The organism is Streptomyces sp. NPDC001980, from assembly GCF_040296885.1.
Taxonomy (GTDB): Bacteria; Actinomycetota; Actinomycetes; order Streptomycetales; family Streptomycetaceae; genus Streptomyces.
Genome location: NZ_JBEOYD010000018.1, coordinates 114,253 through 130,825 on the forward strand (window position 1 = coordinate 114,253; position 16,573 = coordinate 130,825).

Genomic DNA, 16,573 nt, shown 5'->3' on the forward strand with positions numbered 1-16,573 from the left:
CGTCGGCCGCCTAGAGTCAGGGCCGGTGAAAGGAGCCCCACTGTGACCGGTCAGCCCATCCCCGTGATCATCGACTGCGACACCGGTGTCGACGACGCCCTCGCCCTGCTGTTCGCCGTGCGCCACCCGGGGCTGGAGCTGCGGGCGGTGAGCTGTGTCGCCGGGAACACGGACGTGGACGGGGTGGTCCGGAACACCCTGACCGTGCTGGAGCGGGCCGGGGCCGGGGACGTTCCGGTCGCCCGGGGGGCCGAGCGGCCGTTGATCGAGGCGGCGCGGTCGGCGCGGCATGTGCACGGGGCGGACGGGATGGGGGATCTGGGACTGCCCGCGCCCACCCGGCGCCCCGCCGACGTCGACGCCGTCACCCTGCTGCGCCGCGAGATCCTCGGCTCGCCCCGCCCGGTCACCCTGATTCCCACCGCGCCGCTCACCAACATCGCCCTGCTGCTGCGCACCCACCCGGAGGTGACCCGGAACATCGAGCGGATCGTGTTCATGGGCGGCGCGGTCGCCACCGGGAACGCCACCCCGGTGGCCGAGTTCAACGTCTGGCACGACCCCGAGGCGGCCGCCGTCCTGCTCACCGCCGGTGTGCCGATCACCATGTACGGCCTGGACGTCTTCCAGCGGGTCGTGGTGCCGAGCACGGAGGTACGACGGCTGCGCGCGAGCGCGGAACCGGGGGCCCGGCTCGCCGGGGAGCTGCTCGCGCACCGGCCGGCCGGCCCCGATCCGGACGGCGAGGCCCCCGACGGCGACGACCCGGCCGGCGGCCTCGGGGACGCGGGCGCGGTCTGTGCCGTGGCCGATCCGGCCGGTCTGACCACCCGGCTCCTCCCGGTCGAGGTCTCCCTCGCCCCGGGGCCGACCCGGGGCCAGACCGTCGTCGACCGCCGTCCCCGCCCCGGCGAGGCCGAGATCCACGGCGGTGCCCGCGAACAGGCCCTGGTGGACGTGGCGTTGGACGTCGACGTGGAGCGGTACGTGAGGCTGTACCTGGAGACCGTCGCCGGCGGCCGGTAGCAAGCCGACCGGCCCCGGGCGTCCGCCTGACCGCAGCGCACCTCGTCGGCCCCGCTCGGCCGCCGGCCTCGGGGACACACGTACGCCCCGGCCGTCCACGACGGCCGGGGCGTACGGACGTACCCGAAGGGATCAGGCGCGGGTCGCCTTGCGGCGCCGGGTCGCGACGACGATCGCGCCGCCGCCGGCCAGCAGCACGGCCGCGCCGCCGGCGATGTAACCGGTGCTGGAGCTGGCGCCGGTGTGGGCCAGGTCGCCGCCACCGCCGGAGTTGGTGCTCGGGGCCGCCGCCGGGGTGGTCGTCGACTCGGACGGGGAGGGGGACGCGGAGGCCGTGCCGGTCGCCGAGCTCTCCGAGGACGCCGGGGTGGTGGTCTTCGCGGGCGGCGGGGTGGCCGGGGTCGACTCGGAGGCGGGGGACGACGGGGACGGCGAGGACGACTGGGTCGTCGAGCAGTCCTTCGTGCCGCCGTTCCAGGACGCGATCAGCTTGTCCTTGATGACCGGGTGGTCCGGGCCGGCCGGCAGGTCGCCGTGCTCGAAACCGTCGTTGGCGTCCTTGTTGCCGTCGAACTTCGTCGCGCCCCGGTAGAGGTCGATCTGCGCGAAGCAGCCGGCGTCCGGGACCGCGATGTCGAGGGAGTCGGTCTGGCCCTGCTTGACCGTCACCGAGTCGAAGTCGACGAAGATCTGCTGGCCCGAGGTGGCGAAGGAGGAGCCGTGGGCGATGTAGGAGGCGAGCGAGGCGGTGCAGGAGGCGGCGTCGGCGGCGGCGCGGACCTTGAGGTGGACCTTGCCGTCGTCGGTGACCTTCAGGTTCTGGTCGTCGACCTTCACCGAGTCGAAGAAGTTCGAGCCGTCGATCGAGAACTGGCACTTGTCGGTGCCGGTCTCCGTACCGGCACCCGTGCCGGGGCTGTAGTGGCCGCCGGACTTCCAGCCGTCACCGCCCGGGGTGCCGTGCGCCCAGGCGCCGGACGCACCGGCGACGGAGGCGGCACACAGGGCGAACGACGCGACGCCCGTCCCCAGCAGGCGGCGCGCGGTGACATGTCTGGCTATGGACATGGATATCCCATCGTGGATGCTCGCGGAATGCGAAGAAACACCGGGCCCATTGGTCACATGCGCCACAGCGTGCGCCCATGGTGGTTCGGGGCGCCGAACCCTGTCAACCTGCCGTGATTCAAGGGCCATTGGGAGTTCAGCACAACTCCCTCACAGGGGGAATGATCCCCTCCGTGCGGTGTGAAGGTTCCCTTTCTCGGCATTGTGGACAGGCTTCTGGTTGGTCTCTCCCCGTCCGAACGGAAGGAACGCGCGTGGTCGACCTCTCCTCCAGGAATCCCGACTGGTGGCGTCAGGCCGTGATCTACCAGGTGTATCCGCGCAGCTTCGCCGACGCGGACGGCGACGGGCTCGGTGACCTCAAGGGCATCACCGAGCGGCTCTCCCATCTGGGCGCGCTCGGCGTGGACGCCCTGTGGCTCAGCCCGTTCTACCCGTCCGAACTCGCCGACGGCGGCTACGACGTCGCCGACTACCGCGACGTCGACCCGCGCCTCGGCACCCTGGACGACTTCGACGCGATGACCGCCGAGGCGCACCGGCTGGGCCTGAAGGTGATCGTCGACATCGTCCCGAACCACACCTCGCACCTGCACCCCTGGTTCCGGGAGGCCCTGCTGTCCGGCCCCGGCTCGGCGGCCCGGGAGCGCTACGTCTTCCGGCCCGGCCGCGGCGCGCACGGCGAACTCCCGCCCTCCGACTGGCAGTCGGTGTTCGGCGGCAGCGCCTGGCGCCGGGTCCCGGACGGCGAGTGGTACCTGCACCTGTTCGCCCCCGAGCAGCCCGACCTGAACTGGGAGCACGAGGAGGTCCGCGCCGACTTCCGCACCACCCTGCGCTTCTGGTCCGACCGGGGCGTGGACGGCTTCCGCGTCGACGTGGCCCACGCCCTGGTGAAGGACCTCGCCGAACCGCTGCGGGACGTCGCCGAGTTCGGCCCGACCGGCGAGGAGGCGCTGGAGCGCGTCCCGCCGGGCACGCACCCGTACTGGGACCGCGACGAGGTGCACGAGATCTACCGCGACTGGCGCAAGATCTTCGACACCTACAGCCCGCCCCGCACCGCCGTCGCCGAGGCCTGGGTACCGGACGCGCGACGGGCGCTGTACGCCCGCCCCGACGAACTCGGCCAGGCCTTCAACTTCGAGTACCTGCAGACCCCGTGGGACGCCGAGGCGCTCCGCGAGGTCATCACCGGCTCGCTCGCCACCGCCCGCACGGCCGGCGCCTCCGCCACCTGGGTGCTCTCCAACCACGACGTCGTACGGCACGCCTCCCGGCTGACGCTGCCGCCCGGCACGGACGAGAACGCCTGGCTGCTGTCCGGCGGCCGTGCGCCGCGCGTCGATGTCTCCCATGGCCTGAGGCGTGCCCGCGCCGCCACCCTCCTCATGCTCGCGCTGCCCGGCTCGTCGTACGTCTACCAGGGCGAGGAACTCGGCCTGCCCGAGGTCGCCGACCTGCCCGGCACCGTCCTCCAGGACCCGATCTGGGAACAGACGGGCCACACCCGCAAGGGCCGCGACGGCTGCCGGGTGCCGCTGCCGTGGACGGCGGACGGCCCGTCGTACGGCTTCGGGTCCGGCGGTGCCTGGCTGCCGCAGCCGGAGTGGTTCGGGTCGTACGCCGTCGCGGCGCAGGCCGGGACGGCGGGCTCCACCCTGGAGCTCTACCGCACCGCACTGCGGCTGCGCCGCAAGCTGCTGGACGGCGAGACGCTGACCTGGGCCGAGGCGCCCGCGGGCGTGCTGCACTTCGCCCGGACGGAGGGCTGGCGGTGCGTCACGAACGTGTCGGACGCTCCGGTGCCGCTGCCGCCGGGCGAAGTGCTGCTGGCGAGCGTGCCGTTGCCGCATGACGGCACGCTGCCGCCCGACACCACGGTGTGGCTGGGCGCCTGAGGTGACTCAGCCGGCGGTGGGGGTGGCGCCGGGGATCACGTTCACCCCGGTGGTCTGGGTGCCCGTGCCGGTCCCGGTGCCGGTACCCGTGCCGGTTCCCGTTCCGCCGGTCGCCGTCCCCGTGCCGCCGCTCGCCCCGGTGAGGCCGTCGATGTCCACCGGGGTCGAGGTGGCGTTCGGCGGCGGGGTGAGGACCACCTGGGGCTGACCGGCCGCGGGGGGCGGCGGGGTCAGGTCCGAGGCGGGCAGCTTCGGCGGGGTCGTCTCCTGGAAGAGGACCGACGGGAAGTCGACCAGACCGGTCTTCTCCATCACCGTGATGTGGTCGAGGACCGTGTCGTTGGCCTGGTCGGCGAGGGCCCGCACGAGCGTGTTCTCGGTGGTGGACCGGATCTTCGCCACCGTGTTGAAGATCGAACCGTGCGTCACGCGCAGGATGTTGGCGAAGTCGGTGTCGAACTTCGTGCCGGTGTCCGCGGTCAGCGTCTGGACGAACCCCTGCTGCTGCGGGCTCGCCAGGTTCGGGATGGTGATGTTGAGCATCTGGGCGACCTTGCGGTCGGTGGTGTCCAGCGCCGAGTGCCCGTCGATCAGGTGCTGGCTGGCCGTGATCACGGCCTGTGACTGCCCCTTCTTCACACCGAGTTGCCCCACCGGGTACTCCCAGAGTCCGGCCGCGCGCACCTTCACCACGAAGTCCCGGTCGGCCTCGGTGAGGGGCCCCCACTGGGTGTTGGCGATCACGCGTGTCGGGTCGCTGGACACGGTGTTCAGACCCAGCATGCTCGGGTAGGCGAGTGCCGCGAGGGTGAAGCTCAGGGCTCCGCCAACAAACAGCGTTCCCGTCGCGTTCCGCGAAAAGCGCACCGGTGCCTCCTGCCCGGTCGGGGGTCCCGCACGGGGCGGGGTCGGTTCGCAGAGGAATACGGACGGGGAAGCGCCGCGAACCTTTTGATTTGGCAAAGAACTTGTGAGGACCGGCCCTGCCGGGGGCGCCTTCTTCCCATGTCTTCACCAGGAGAGGGTGATGGTTTCCTCTGGTAAGAGTGGTCATGACAAAGTCGGGGGCAGGCTTCGCCGCATGCCCCCACAGTCATCCCCCCGAGTCCCCCGGCTGCCCAACGGAGCGGCCCCGCGGGGCCCCGCCGCGCGCCCTGCCCTGCCCGTCCTGCCCTACCGCAAGCCCACCAAGGGCCGCGACTACTGGGTCTTCGACGACGTCCTCCCGGACGTGGACGCCGTACGGGAGCGGTGCCTGGCCAAGGACGACTGGGTCCAGGGATACCCGTACACCTCGGAGACCTGGCCCGGACTGCGCACCATGCCCGGCCTGGAACCCGCCGAACTCGCCGTCGTGGAGGAGCTGGTGCGGAAGGCCACCGGCGCCGGGAAGCTGTGGGTGCAGCAGGCGCCGGGCGGCGGCACCCTCAACCACAACTGCGTCCAGGTGGTCGGCGAGGGCGAGAGCGAGCCGCGCCCGCACACCGACTCGCGGGCGCTGTGCCGGTACGCGGCGGTGCTGTACCTCAACCCCGGGGTGGCCAAGGACTGCGGCACCGCGTTCTACCGCCAGTCGCTGCCGGGCGGCCGGCTCGGCGGCAACATCGTGCAGGCCCCGCACAACAACCTCGTCGAGGCGCTCGGCACCCGGTTCGTCCCGGGCGACCACTTCGAGGAGGACGTCCGGGTCCCGCACAAGTACAACCGGCTGCTCCTCTACAACGCCAACCTCGTGCACAGCGCGACCGGTTACGCCGGAAAGACGCTGGAGGAGAAGCGGATGACGGCGGTGTTCTTCTGGATGGCGTGAGCGGGGCGTCTGTAACAGCGGGCGTGACACGACCACAACGGGCCCGTGACGGCGATCTCCGAACTTCCCCCGCCGGGGCCGCATCGAAAGGGGTGTCCGGCAGAGAGCCGGGAAGGACACCGCCGCTGGGGGATCCCATGTCGAAGCTTCGCAACCGCCGTACGAACGTCCGCAAGACCGCCGTCGCCGTGACCGGCGCCGCCGCGCTGCTGGCCCTGCTGACCGCGTGCAACGGCACCGCGACCGGCTCCGTCAGCGCCGACGGCGGCTCGGCGGCCCCGGCCGCGGGCGACTCCACGACGGCCGACGGTTCGACGGGCGGTTCGACGGGCGGCTCCGGCAGCGGCTCCTCCGGCACGGGGAGCAGCGGCAGCGGGAGCACCTCGGGCTCGTCGGCGTCCGGCGGTTCGGCGTCGTCCGGGGGCAGCTCCTCCGGCGGTTCCTCGGCCACCGGTTCGGTGCCCGCCTGCCAGGCCTCCCAGCTCGGCTACTCCTGGGCCGACCCGGGCAGCGGCACGGGCCAGCAGAAGCACGCGGTCGTGGCGTTCACCAACAAGAGCGGCCACTCCTGCACGATGTACGGCTTCCCGGGCGTCGACCTGGTCAACAGCGGTCAGAAGTGGTCGCTCCAGCGCACGAACGCCACCCCGAAGCGGGTCACCCTGGCGAACGGCGCCTCCACCAACTTCGCGATCACCTTCCTGGTGCCGGCGCAGGGCGACTCCACCACGTTCACGCCGACCACGGTCGTCATCACCGCGCCGAACCAGCGCACCTCGTACGACCTGCCCTGGCACGGCGGTGCCGTGGTGCTCCAGGACGGCGCCACCCACCCGGGTACGTTCATCGGTCCGGTCGGCGAGTGACCACGGGTCCCTCGGCTCACCCCGCGTCGCGGGCGCAGCGGAAGCCGGTGTGGCCGGTGGAGCTGTCGGGGGTGTTGGCGGTGCGGGCGGCGACCCGGTAGCGGTTGCAGTAGGACGCGTGGCAGAGGTGGGAGCCGCCCCGGATGACACGGGCGGTGCCGGTCTCCATGGTGTGGCCGTGCTCGGTCGTCCACCGGTCGGCGCACCATTCCCACACGTTGCCGGAGGTGTTGTGCAGGCCGTACCCGTTGGGCGCGAAGGCGTCGACGGGCGCGGTCCCGCGGTACCCGTCGGCGGCGGTGTTCCGGGTCGGGAAGGTCCCGCGCCAGATGTTGCACCGGTACTCCCCGTCCGGGTCCAGCTCGTCCCCCCACGGGTAACGTGCCTGCTCCAGGCCGCCCCGGGCCGCGTACTCCCACTCCGCCTCGGTGGGCAGCCGCTTGCCGGCCCAGGAGGCGTAGGCGGCGGCGTCGTACCAGGAGACGTGCACGACGGGATGCCGGCCGAGCCCCTCAAGACCGCTGCCCGGCCCGGCCGGTTCGTGCCAGGCGGCCCCCGCGACCGCACACCACCAGGGCGTCTCCGGCGGCCGGGGCGCGTCCCGGCGCAGCGCGGCGGGCAGGAACCCGGCGAAGACGTACGACCAGCCCAGCCGTTCGGCGTCGGTGACGTAGCCGGTGTCGGCGACGAACGCGGCGTACTCGTCGTTGCTCACGGCACACGCGTCGACGAGGAACGGCGCCACCCGCACGGCCCGCACCGGCCCCTCCCCGTCCGCCGGGAAGCCGTCGGCGTCCTCGGCGCCCATCAGGAACTCACCGCCGGGCAGCGCGACCATGCCGGTGTGCTCGGGGGCGGTGTCGCCGGCGGCGGGCAGGGGCCGTACCGAGAGCCGCGCGGGCGCGGCGGGCGCACAGCAGGCGGACGGCGGCGGCTGGGTGGGCTCCATGAACGGAGTGTGCCGCAGGCACCTGTGACGCCGACCGGGAGGTCCCGGGTTCCACCGCGTCGACCACATTGCTCGGCGCCGGGCGCGGAGTCGGCGTGCCGTCCGCGCCCGACCGGCGATAATCGCCCCATGGCACCTCCCTCGGCCGCCGCCGCGTGAACGTCACCCACCTGCACCGCCGCCTGCTGCCCGATCTGCTGTCGGTCGGTGCCGCGTACCCCCTGGCGCTGACCGGTGACTACGCCGCCCAGGCGCACGGCCTGTTCGACCGGCCCGGGCGGACCGTGGACGCGGCCACGCAGAGCCCGGAGCCCATGCGGACGATCGCCGAGACGGTGGCAAGCGGCCTCCGCGAACGCGGCTGGTCTGTCGACGCCCGTGAGACGGACCCCCTCTCCGCCCAGCTCGTCGTCAGTGACGCGGTCGCGGGGGAGGAGGGCGAGGTCGACCTCCTCAAGGAGGCCTTCTGGCATTCCCCTGTCCGGACGGAACTCGGCCTGACTCTCGCCCTTGAGGACGTGGTCGGCATGCGGGTCTGGGCCCTGGCCGACCGCGGTCTGCCCCGCGACCTCCTGATCGTGCACGCCGCCGCGGACCGCTGGACCCTCCCGGACCTGGAGGACCTCGGCCGTCGGCACGCCCGCGACACCTTCGACCTCACCGACCTCCAGTCGCGCCTGACCGGCACGGACTGGATCGATGACCGGGAGTTCGCGAGATCCGGCCTCGATGCCGAGGAGAGCACCGCCCTCCGTCAGTGGGCGCAGACCTGGGCCGACGACATCGCGGAGCGCCTGATCGAGGGGCGGCCGCCGGAGGACTGAACTCCGCGCGGGTCACCGGCTCGACGGCTCCCGCTCCGTGCCCTGGGCGCGCCAGAGGGACAGGGCGTCCAGGCCGAGGCCGCCGATGAGCAACAGGATGCCCAGCCAGAGGAGGGGCGGAAGGTGCCGGTCGACGCCGCCGAACAGCATCAGGTTTCCGCCGAGAACGGGAAGGAAGACCTCGGCGGCCTTCCCCCACCGGCCCTTCCGGGCATGTCCGACGGCGGAGACCGAGCCGAGTACGAGCATCAGCGCCATCAGCGCCATCGCTATCCGCATGCCCACAGTGTGCCGTCAGGCCGGCTGCCACAGTTCGATGCGGTTGCCCTCGGGGTCGGTGACCCAGCCGAAGCGGCCCACGCTGTCCATGTCCTGGGTTTCCCCGGCCACGTCCGCGCCCTTGGCGCGCAGTTGCGTGAGCATCGCGTCCAGGTCGCGGACCCGGAAGTTGAGCATGGTCTGCTGGGTGGGGGAGCCGAAGTAGTCGGTCCCGGACTCGAAGGCCGCGAACACCGTCGGCCCGGCGGGCTGCTGCCACAGGCCGTGGTCGTCGATGTCCAGGCCCAGGCAGTCGCGGTACCACGCCCGCTGGGCCGCCGGGTCGGCGGACCGCAGGAAGTACCCGCCGATTCCAAGCACACGTTCCATGCCGCCATCCTGCCAAGGACCGAGAGAGCGCGCACGTGTGAAGTCGGGGGGCGTGCGGTACGGACGTAGGTGCAAGCGTGCCGTGTCAGCCGTGTCGCTCGTCGGGAGTCGTCGTGAGCAGTGTTGCCATCGTGGGGGCCGGGCCCGGGCTGGGGGCCGCCGTCGCCCGGCGGTTCGGGCGGGAGGGGTTCGGGGTGGCCCTGCTGGCGCGGGACGGGGAGCGGCTCGGGGTGCTGGCCGAAGAGCTGGCCCGGGAGGGCGTCCGGGCCCGCGGGTTCGCCGCCGACGTCCGGGATCCGCTCGCCCTCGCGGGGGCGCTGGCGCGGGCCGCCGAGGAGCTCGGGACCGTCGAGGTCCTGCAGTACAGCCCCGTACCGCAGCGCGACTTCATGCGGCCCGTCCTGGAGACCACCCACGCGGACCTGTTCGGACCCGTCGAGTTCTCGGTGTACGGGCCCGTCGCCGCCGTGCAGCAGGTGCTGCCGGGGATGCGGGAGCTGGGGCGGGGGACGATCCTGCTCGTCAACGGCGGTACGGCCGTCATCCCGCACCCCGACCGGGCCGGGACCTCCATCGCCTTCGCCGCCGAGAGCGCGTACGGGCACCTGCTGCACGACCGGCTCGCCGGGGAGGGCATCCACGTGGCGCAGCTCGTCATTCCGGGGGCCATCGTGGCCGGGCACGCCCGCAAGGATCCCGCCGTGCTCGCCGACACGCTGTGGGGGATGCACCGCGACCGCCACGGGTTCCGGCACTACGCCGACGACCTCGACGGATAAATCCGAGGAGGCCGAGGAGGAGGGGAGAAGGGGCGGAGGGGTCCCGTCGGGCGGGATGGGCCGATCTGCGCGAACATCATTTGTGGGTCAATATGGTGTTCGGCCCGATTGCTCCCCTCAGGGAGTCAGCGATGGCTTAAGGGGGCCAGCGATGGCTGTGGAAATACCTCCTCTCCTCAAGCCCTCCCGGCTCAGAAGCCGTGGAGGTCTGTTCGGTGAGTGCCTGGCAGAGTTTCTCGGGACCTTCGTCATCCTCTCGTTCGGAGCCGGTGTCGTGGCGATGGCAGTGGCCGCGCTGCCCGGGTCGGGGCGGGCGGAGACCCCCACGACGATCTTCCTCGCCGCCGGTGACTGGCTCCTGATCTCCTGGGGCTGGGGCCTGGCCGTGACCTTCGCCATCTACGTGGCCGGCGGGGTCAGCGGGGCCCATCTGAACCCGGCGGTGACGCTCGCGTTCGCCGTGCGCCGCAAGTTCCCGTGGGTGAAGGTGGTGCCCTACTGGGTGTCGCAGGTACTGGGCGCCTTCGCCGGGGCCGCGCTGGTCTTCCTCGTGTACCACGACGCGATCAACGCGTTCGACGCCGCGTCGAAGCCGCCGAAGGTGGGAGGGCACACCGAGGCCACCTTCTCCATCTTCGCCACCTTCCCGGCGCCGTACTTCCACGGCGGGATCTGGGGGCCGCTGATCGACCAGATCGTCGGTACGGCCTTCCTCGTCATGTTCGTCGTCGCGGTCGTCGACCTGCGCAACACGGCCGTCGGGTCCAACCTCGGCCCGTTCGTCATCGGCCTGGCCGTCGCCGCCATCGGCATGTCCTACGGCGCGAACGCCGGCTACGCCATCAACCCGGCCCGTGACTTCGGTCCGCGGGTGCTCACCTGGCTGGCCGGGTGGAAGAGTTACGCGTTCCCGGGGAACGGGCCGACGTTCAGCGGGTACTGGTGGATCCCGATCGTCGGTCCGCTGGTCGGCGGCGTGATCGGGGTGCTGGTCTACGACCTGTTCATCGGCGACGTCCTGCACGCCCGGCTGAAGCTGGGCGAGTTGCCGGAGCCGGGCCGGACCCGCCCGACCACGGACGGGTAGGCACTACTTCCCGGAGCCCTGCTCGCCCAGGCGTTGCACCAGCTGCTGCGCCTTGGAGACCCCGGAGTCGATCTGCTCGGTGTACTTGCCGTCGGTCCGTTCGTCGACCAGGTCGCCCGCCTTCTCCAGACCGGTCCCGATCGCGTCACCGTGTTCCTCCGCGACGTCCTTCGCCTTGTCCGCCAGGTTCTTGAGTCCGTCGATTCCGCCGATTCCATCGAACATGCCGGAATCGTCCCCGGCCGGAGCGGGCGGCCACAAGACGGCGCCCGGGGCATTCGGCAGGGCGTGAAAGGGGCGTTGCCCGGTCCGCTCCGCAGCCCTGTCGTTCGCGCCGTTTTCCGGCGTTCACGTGCGAAGTCCGGTCACGAGGTTGATCCTGATCCTTGACTCGGCAGGCACGCGACGCACACACCCCGGGAGACGACGTCATGAGCACCAGCCCCCTCCTGACCGGCCTGAGCGACAGGCTCCCCGAGCTGCGGGCGCTCTACGAGGACCTGCACGCGCATCCGGAGCTGTCCTTCGCGGAGGAGCGGACCGCGGCCGTCGTCGCGGGGCGGCTGCGGGAGCAGGGCTGGGAGGTCACCGAGGGGGTCGGCGGCACCGGGGTGGTCGGGGTGCTGGCCAACGGGGCCGGGCCGGTCGTGCTGGTGCGGGCCGACATGGACGCGCTGCCGGTGCAGGAGGAGACCGGGCTGCCGTACGCCTCGAAGACCGACGGGGTGATGCACGCGTGCGGGCACGACCTGCATGTCGCCTGTCTGCTCGGGGCCACCGGGCAGCTGGCCGCCGGGCGGGACGGCTGGCGAGGGACGGTGGTCGCGGTGTTCCAGCCGGCCGAGGAGGTGGGCGGGGCGCCGAAGATGCTCGCGGACGGGTTCGCCGAGCGGTTCCCGCGGCCGGACGTGTGCCTGGCCCAGCATGTGGCGGCGGCCCCCGCCGGGCTGGTCGGGACCCGGGCGGGGGCGCTGATGGCGGGCGCGGACAGCATGCGGGTCACGCTGTTCGGGCGGGGCGGGCACGGGTCCACGCCGGAGGCCACCGTCGACCCGGTGGTGCTGGCCGCCGCGGTGGTGATGCGGCTTCAGACGATCGTCTCCCGGGAGGTGGCCGCGGGCCAGCAGGCCGTCGTGACGGTCGGTTCGATCCACGGCGGGACCAAGGAGAACATCATCCCGGACAGCGTCGAGCTGAAGATCAATGTACGGTCCGCCACGGCGGCCGTCCGGGAGCGGGTGCTGGCCTCGGTCGAGCGGATCATACGGGCCGAGGCCGCCGCCTCCGACGTGTCCAGGGAGCCGGAGATCGTCCCCATCGACTCCTTCCCGGTCACCCACAACGACCCCGCCGCGACCGCCTCCGTCCAGGCCGCGCTGGCCGGTGAATTCCCGGGCCTCACCTTTGAGTTGACCTCACCCGTCCCCAACAGCGAGGACTTCGGGGCCTTCGGTACGACCCTGGGGGTGCCCTCGGTCTTCTGGTTCGTCGGCGGCGCCGACCACAAGCTCTACGAGGGCGTCGACCTGGAGGCCCTGGTCCGCGACGGCATCCCCCCGCAGATCCCCTCCAACCACTCCCCGCACTTCGCCCCCGTCCCCGACCCGACCATCGAGACGGGCGTCCGTGCCCTCCTCGCGGCGGCGGCCCACTGGCTGGCCCCCTGACATCCCGGTCTCGTCCCTTACGGGCGGGGTGCCGCCTGGTCCAGGGCCGGGCGCAGGTCCGCGCGGCGGCGGATGCCCAGCTTGCGGTAGGTGTGCGTGAGATGGGTCTCCACGGTGCGGCGGGCCAGATGGAGGGCGGCCGCGATCTCCACGTTCGTGCGGCCCTCGGCGGCGAGTTCGGCGATCCGCCGCTCGCTGCCGGTGAGGGAGGCGGCGCCGGTACGGCGTCTGGAGGAGCGGGCGCCGCCCTTGCGCAGGATCTCCTCGGTCAGCTCCGACAGCCGTACCGCGCCCTGCCGTTCGGCGTGCTCGGCGGCCTCCCGCAGGCAGTCGCGGGCACGGGCCCCCTCACCGGCGGCGGTCAGCTGGCGGCCCAGCGCGATCAGGGCGAGCGCCGGCTCGGTACCGGCCGGGCCGCCGTCCCGCAGCAGCCGTACCGCCTCCTCGGTGAGCTCCAGGCCACGGCGGCCGCCGGTCGCGGTACCGAGGACGCGCAGCGCCCGGCCGACCGTGCGCGGGGTGCCCCAGACCCGGGCCAGCCGCAGCTCCTCCTCGGCCAGCGCGATGGCCTCCAGCGGGCGGTCGAGGGCCAGTCGGCACTCGGCGGCGGCGGTACGCCAGGGGGTGACCACCGGGCTGATCACGTCACGGGCCGTCTGGCGGCGCCCGCACTCCAGGAAGTCGTGCAGCGCGGCGGCCGGGTCACCGGCGGCGGCCCGCACCACGCCCCGCGCGTACAGGAACCGGTTCAGCTCCCAGGAGTCCGGTGCCTCCCGCAGGTCGATCCCGGCGACCAGGCCCGCGGCCTGTGCGCCGCGGCCGGTCTCCACGAGCGCGATCAGGACGTGCGCGTGGGCGTTGGACGGCGTGACCACGTCGGGGACGGCGGCCGGGAAGGTGTGGTCGGCGCGGGCCGCCGCGATGTCCGTACGGCTGTTGAGCAGCGCCTGGTGCATGGGGTGCAGCAGGTCGGGGCGCTGCCCGGCCAGGCCGCGGTCCACCAGCCGTTCGGCCTCGTCGAGTTCGTCGGCCCACTGGGCGACCGTGGCCGCCGTGCCGACCAGGAACGGCTCGGTGAGCGGGTCGGCGGGTTCGGCGAGCAGGGTGCGCAGCTGCCGCATGGCGTCCCGGGCCGAGGTGAGGCCCGCGGAGGCCGCGTGCCGCACCAGCAGGGCCTGGCCGGCCGTGCCGACCAGCTCCGGCGAGTGCTCGGCGGTCTCGGACAGCCGCCGGTAGACCTCCTGCCGTACCTCCTGGTCCTGGTCGGACAGGAGGACGGAGGCGGTGTGCAGGGTGCGGACCAGGTCGGGGTGGCCGTCCAGCTCGCCGTTCACGGAGCGGAGCAGTTCGACGGCCTTGCGGGTGCGGCCCCGGCCGGTCAGCGCGGTGCCGAGGGCGACGGCCGCGCGCACCCGGTCCTGCGGGGCCGCGGGCAGCCGGACCGCCTCGGCCAGGCGGGGTATCGCGGCGGAGGAGCGGGGCGCCGCGTACTCCAGTGAGCCCAGCTCGGTCAGCAGCCGCTGCCGGCGGTCGTCGGGGAGGGGTTCCTCCAGGGCGCGGCGCAGATAGGTGACGGCGTCCTCGGCGCGGTCCTCGTGCAGGGCGACGGCGGCCGCGTCCCGGAGCAGGGCCGGTGCCCAGGGGGCGTCCACCGGTCCGGTCGCGAGCAGTTGGCGGGCCACGGCCTCGGCGGGCGCGTCCTGGCGCAGCATCGCCTCGGCGATCGCCCGGTGGGCGGTGCGGCGGTGGGCGCCGGGGACGCCGGCGAGGACCGCGTCGCGCAGCAGGGGGTGCGGGAAGTGGGGGCGGCCGTCGGCACCCAGGGTGAGCAGGCCGAGGTTGGTCATGGCGGTGAGCCAGCCGGCCACCCGGACGGGGTCGGCGTCGGCCAGTTCGGCGAGGAGCGGGGTGATCTCGTTCTCCGGCAGGCAGGTGCCGGGGTCCTCCTCCAGGACGGCGAGGGCGCGGGCGACCTCGGTGGTGGCCGCCCCGGCACTGTCCAGCCACCACTGGACGGCGGCCGGGTACGCGCCCGGGTAGAGGGCGGCCGTCGTCTCGGGCACGTCGGGGTGCCGGCCCTCGCCCAGGTCGTCGAGGAGGGCGCTCAGCAGCAGCGGGCTGCCGGCCGCCGCCCGCACGCAGGCGTCGACCCAGAACCGGGACGCGTCGGGGAACCTGGCGCGCACCCGGGCGGCGGCGGCCGCCGGGGCGAGGGGCGCGAGGGTGTGGGTGCGGACCAGCGCCGGCGGGAGGGTGTGGGCGAAGCCGGGCGTGGGCGGATCGAGGTCGTACTGGCTGCGCTCGCTGACGACGAGGAGGATCGGTAAGCGGTCTATGTGCCGGGCGGACTCCACGAGCCAGCGGTGCGAGGGGGCGTCGGCGAGGTGGACGTCGTCCACGACGACGAGGAGCGGTGCGGCGTCGGCGTAGGCGCGCAGCACCCGCCAGAGTCCGGCGGCGGTGGACCGCTCGTCCCCGTCCACCGCGAGCTCGGCGAACTCCGGGACCTGCCCGAGGAGTTGCAGGACGGTCGCGAAGGAGATGGGGGTGTCGCCGGGCGAGCAGCGGGCGCGGAGCACCTTCAGGCCGAGGGAGCTCGCCTGCTCGGCGGCGGCCTCCAGGACGGTGGTGCGTCCGGTTCCGGTGGCGCCCCGGAGAAGCACGAGCCGGCCGCTGCCGGCCAGCGTGCGCTCGGCTTCCTCGGCCAGCAGGTGCATGGCGGCGGCGAGTTCAGGGGACGGCTGGGTCATGCCTGGCTCCTCGCGGTGCGCTGATGGGTGGGTTCGGGGGGTTAGAGGTGGTGCGAGCGGGAGAGGTTGTGGGGCGGCGGGGGTGGTCGGTGGGTTTGTTGCAGGGGCGGCACATTTGAGACGGGGCTGTGGATTTGGGTGGGGTGCCGGTCCGTTTGCGGGTGCGGGTGCGGGTGCGGGTGCGGGTGCGGGTGCGGGTGCGCTGTGGCTGGTCGCGCCCACGCGGCGGTAGCCGCATATCCGATGCAGCCCCGCGCCCCCAAGATGATGGGTCAACTGGTCCCACCTCAAAGGGGCGCGGGGAACTGCGCGAACAACCCCCACCGGCCCGCAGCCGCCGACAACCCCAGGCACCCCGAACATCTCGTGGTCCTTCTCGTGGTCCTCCACGATTGTCCTTGCCCCTTTGGCCACAGCAGGCTGGAGTACTACCGCCCGTCACTGTTCCCTCGGAGACGACGGGCACGTGGACATAGGGGAAGCGGTTGGTCAGCAACAGCTCATTCGCGTCGGTCGGTCGCACACCCGTGGCGGTGTACGCGCCGGACCCGATCTCCCGCGAGGGCGCGCTCAGCCAGTTGCGGCGCCACCCGGAGGTCGAGGTGCGTGAGGAGTCCGAGACCGGGCCCGGGACGGTGGCGCTGCTCATCAGCGACAGCCTCGACGAACCCGAACTGACCCGGCTGCGCCGGGTGGTGCGCAGCGAGGGGGCGCGGGCCGTACTCGTGGTCGGGGCGCTCCGCGAGACCGAGTTGCTCGACGTGATCGAGTGCGGGGTCGGGGCCATCGTATGGCGCCACGAGGCCACCGAACTCCGGCTCGTGCAGGCCGTCCTGGCGGCCGCCCGGGGTGACGGGGACCTGCCCGCCGACCTGCTCGGCCGGCTCATCAACCAGGTCGGCACCCTGCATCGCAGCGCCGCCGGCCGTCCGGGTGCCCCGGCAGCCGGGCTGTCCGCCCGTGAGGTGGACGTCCTGCGGCTGGTCGCCGAGGGCCTCGACACCGGTGAGATCGCCAGCAAGCTGTCCTACTCCGAGCGCACCGTCAAGAACGTGATGCACGGGCTGACCACCCGACTGCATCTGCGCAACCGGGCCCACGCCGTCGCCCATGCCCTCCGGGAAGGCTACATCTGACCGATCGGGCAGCGGACACCGGTTCCGGGGCAGGCCGGTCTGCCCCGTCGTGCCTGCGGGGG

16 protein-coding genes are annotated in these 16,573 nt (G+C 73.1%); 9 read left to right on the forward strand and 7 right to left on the reverse strand.

Annotation, left to right across the window (positions count from 1 at the left end):
- Positions 1 to 42: 42 nt before the first annotated feature.
- Complete coding sequence (locus ABT137_RS26740) at positions 43 to 1,026, forward strand: nucleoside hydrolase (RefSeq protein WP_351713150.1); 984 nt, start codon at positions 43 to 45, stop codon at positions 1,024 to 1,026.
- Between the two features lie 132 nt (positions 1,027 to 1,158).
- On the opposite strand, the gene ABT137_RS26745 is transcribed toward ABT137_RS26740, so the two are convergent.
- Positions 1,159 to 2,094, reverse strand: a complete 936-nt coding sequence (locus tag ABT137_RS26745) for an LAETG motif-containing sortase-dependent surface protein (RefSeq protein WP_351713152.1) — start codon at positions 2,092 to 2,094, stop codon at positions 1,159 to 1,161.
- A gap of 254 nt (positions 2,095 to 2,348) precedes the next feature.
- Between ABT137_RS26745 and ABT137_RS26750 the strand changes: the two genes are divergently transcribed.
- Positions 2,349 to 3,995 carry a glycoside hydrolase family 13 protein gene (locus ABT137_RS26750; RefSeq protein WP_351713154.1) on the forward strand — a complete coding sequence of 549 codons (1,647 nt, stop codon included), beginning with the start codon at positions 2,349 to 2,351 and terminating at the stop codon, positions 3,993 to 3,995.
- 6 nt (positions 3,996 to 4,001) lie between these two features.
- Here ABT137_RS26750 and ABT137_RS26755 read toward each other — a convergent pair whose 3' ends face one another.
- On the reverse strand, positions 4,002 to 4,862 hold the full coding sequence (locus tag ABT137_RS26755; protein ID WP_351713156.1) for a DUF4142 domain-containing protein: 861 nt from the start codon (positions 4,860 to 4,862) through the stop codon (positions 4,002 to 4,004).
- 214 nt (positions 4,863 to 5,076) lie between these two features.
- Between ABT137_RS26755 and ABT137_RS26760 the strand changes: the two genes are divergently transcribed.
- Positions 5,077 to 5,805: a DUF6445 family protein gene (locus tag ABT137_RS26760; protein WP_351713158.1), complete on the forward strand. Its 729-nt coding sequence runs from the start codon at positions 5,077 to 5,079 to the stop codon at positions 5,803 to 5,805.
- A 137-nt stretch (positions 5,806 to 5,942) separates the two neighbouring features.
- Positions 5,943 to 6,671 (forward strand): DUF4232 domain-containing protein, encoded by a 729-nt coding sequence (locus ABT137_RS26765; protein ID WP_351713160.1) that lies wholly within the window; start codon positions 5,943 to 5,945, stop codon positions 6,669 to 6,671.
- A 16-nt stretch (positions 6,672 to 6,687) separates the two neighbouring features.
- Here the strand turns inward: ABT137_RS26765 and ABT137_RS26770 are convergent, their stop codons facing one another.
- On the reverse strand, positions 6,688 to 7,620 hold the full coding sequence (locus ABT137_RS26770; RefSeq protein WP_502984580.1) for a formylglycine-generating enzyme family protein: 933 nt from the start codon (positions 7,618 to 7,620) through the stop codon (positions 6,688 to 6,690).
- A 155-nt stretch (positions 7,621 to 7,775) separates the two neighbouring features.
- Between ABT137_RS26770 and ABT137_RS26775 the strand changes: the two genes are divergently transcribed.
- On the forward strand, positions 7,776 to 8,444 hold the full coding sequence (locus ABT137_RS26775) for a hypothetical protein (protein WP_351713162.1): 669 nt from the start codon (positions 7,776 to 7,778) through the stop codon (positions 8,442 to 8,444).
- A gap of 12 nt (positions 8,445 to 8,456) precedes the next feature.
- Here ABT137_RS26775 and ABT137_RS26780 read toward each other — a convergent pair whose 3' ends face one another.
- Both ABT137_RS26780 and ABT137_RS26785 read right to left on the reverse strand, forming a co-directional pair.
- Positions 8,457 to 8,723 (reverse strand): hypothetical protein, encoded by a 267-nt coding sequence (locus tag ABT137_RS26780; protein ID WP_351713164.1) that lies wholly within the window; start codon positions 8,721 to 8,723, stop codon positions 8,457 to 8,459.
- Positions 8,724 to 8,738: 15 nt separating this feature from the next.
- Positions 8,739 to 9,092, reverse strand: a complete 354-nt coding sequence (locus ABT137_RS26785; RefSeq protein WP_351713166.1) for a VOC family protein — start codon at positions 9,090 to 9,092, stop codon at positions 8,739 to 8,741.
- A 113-nt stretch (positions 9,093 to 9,205) separates the two neighbouring features.
- Between ABT137_RS26785 and ABT137_RS26790 the strand changes: the two genes are divergently transcribed.
- Both ABT137_RS26790 and ABT137_RS26795 read left to right on the forward strand, forming a co-directional pair.
- The gene (locus ABT137_RS26790) at positions 9,206 to 9,871 is read left to right on the forward strand and encodes an SDR family NAD(P)-dependent oxidoreductase (RefSeq protein WP_351713168.1); all 666 of its coding nucleotides are present in this window, start codon (positions 9,206 to 9,208) and stop codon (positions 9,869 to 9,871) included.
- A 151-nt stretch (positions 9,872 to 10,022) separates the two neighbouring features.
- Positions 10,023 to 10,958, forward strand: coding sequence for an MIP/aquaporin family protein (locus ABT137_RS26795; protein WP_351713170.1), 936 nt, complete (start codon positions 10,023 to 10,025; stop codon positions 10,956 to 10,958).
- Positions 10,959 to 10,961: 3 nt separating this feature from the next.
- On the opposite strand, the gene ABT137_RS26800 is transcribed toward ABT137_RS26795, so the two are convergent.
- Positions 10,962 to 11,183, reverse strand: coding sequence for an antitoxin (locus ABT137_RS26800; RefSeq protein WP_351713172.1), 222 nt, complete (start codon positions 11,181 to 11,183; stop codon positions 10,962 to 10,964).
- A gap of 206 nt (positions 11,184 to 11,389) precedes the next feature.
- On the opposite strand from ABT137_RS26800, the gene ABT137_RS26805 reads away from it, so the two are divergent.
- Entirely contained in the window at positions 11,390 to 12,625 is a 1,236-nt protein-coding gene (locus ABT137_RS26805) for an amidohydrolase (protein WP_351713174.1), read from the forward strand.
- A 17-nt stretch (positions 12,626 to 12,642) separates the two neighbouring features.
- Here ABT137_RS26805 and ABT137_RS26810 read toward each other — a convergent pair whose 3' ends face one another.
- Positions 12,643 to 15,375 carry a LuxR C-terminal-related transcriptional regulator gene (locus tag ABT137_RS26810; RefSeq protein WP_351713176.1) on the reverse strand — a complete coding sequence of 911 codons (2,733 nt, stop codon included), beginning with the start codon at positions 15,373 to 15,375 and terminating at the stop codon, positions 12,643 to 12,645.
- Positions 15,376 to 15,860: 485 nt separating this feature from the next.
- Here ABT137_RS26810 and ABT137_RS26815 point away from each other — a divergent pair, with 485 nt between their 5' ends.
- Positions 15,861 to 16,511, forward strand: coding sequence for a helix-turn-helix transcriptional regulator (locus ABT137_RS26815; protein WP_351713178.1), 651 nt, complete (start codon positions 15,861 to 15,863; stop codon positions 16,509 to 16,511).
- Positions 16,512 to 16,573 lie beyond the last annotated feature (62 nt).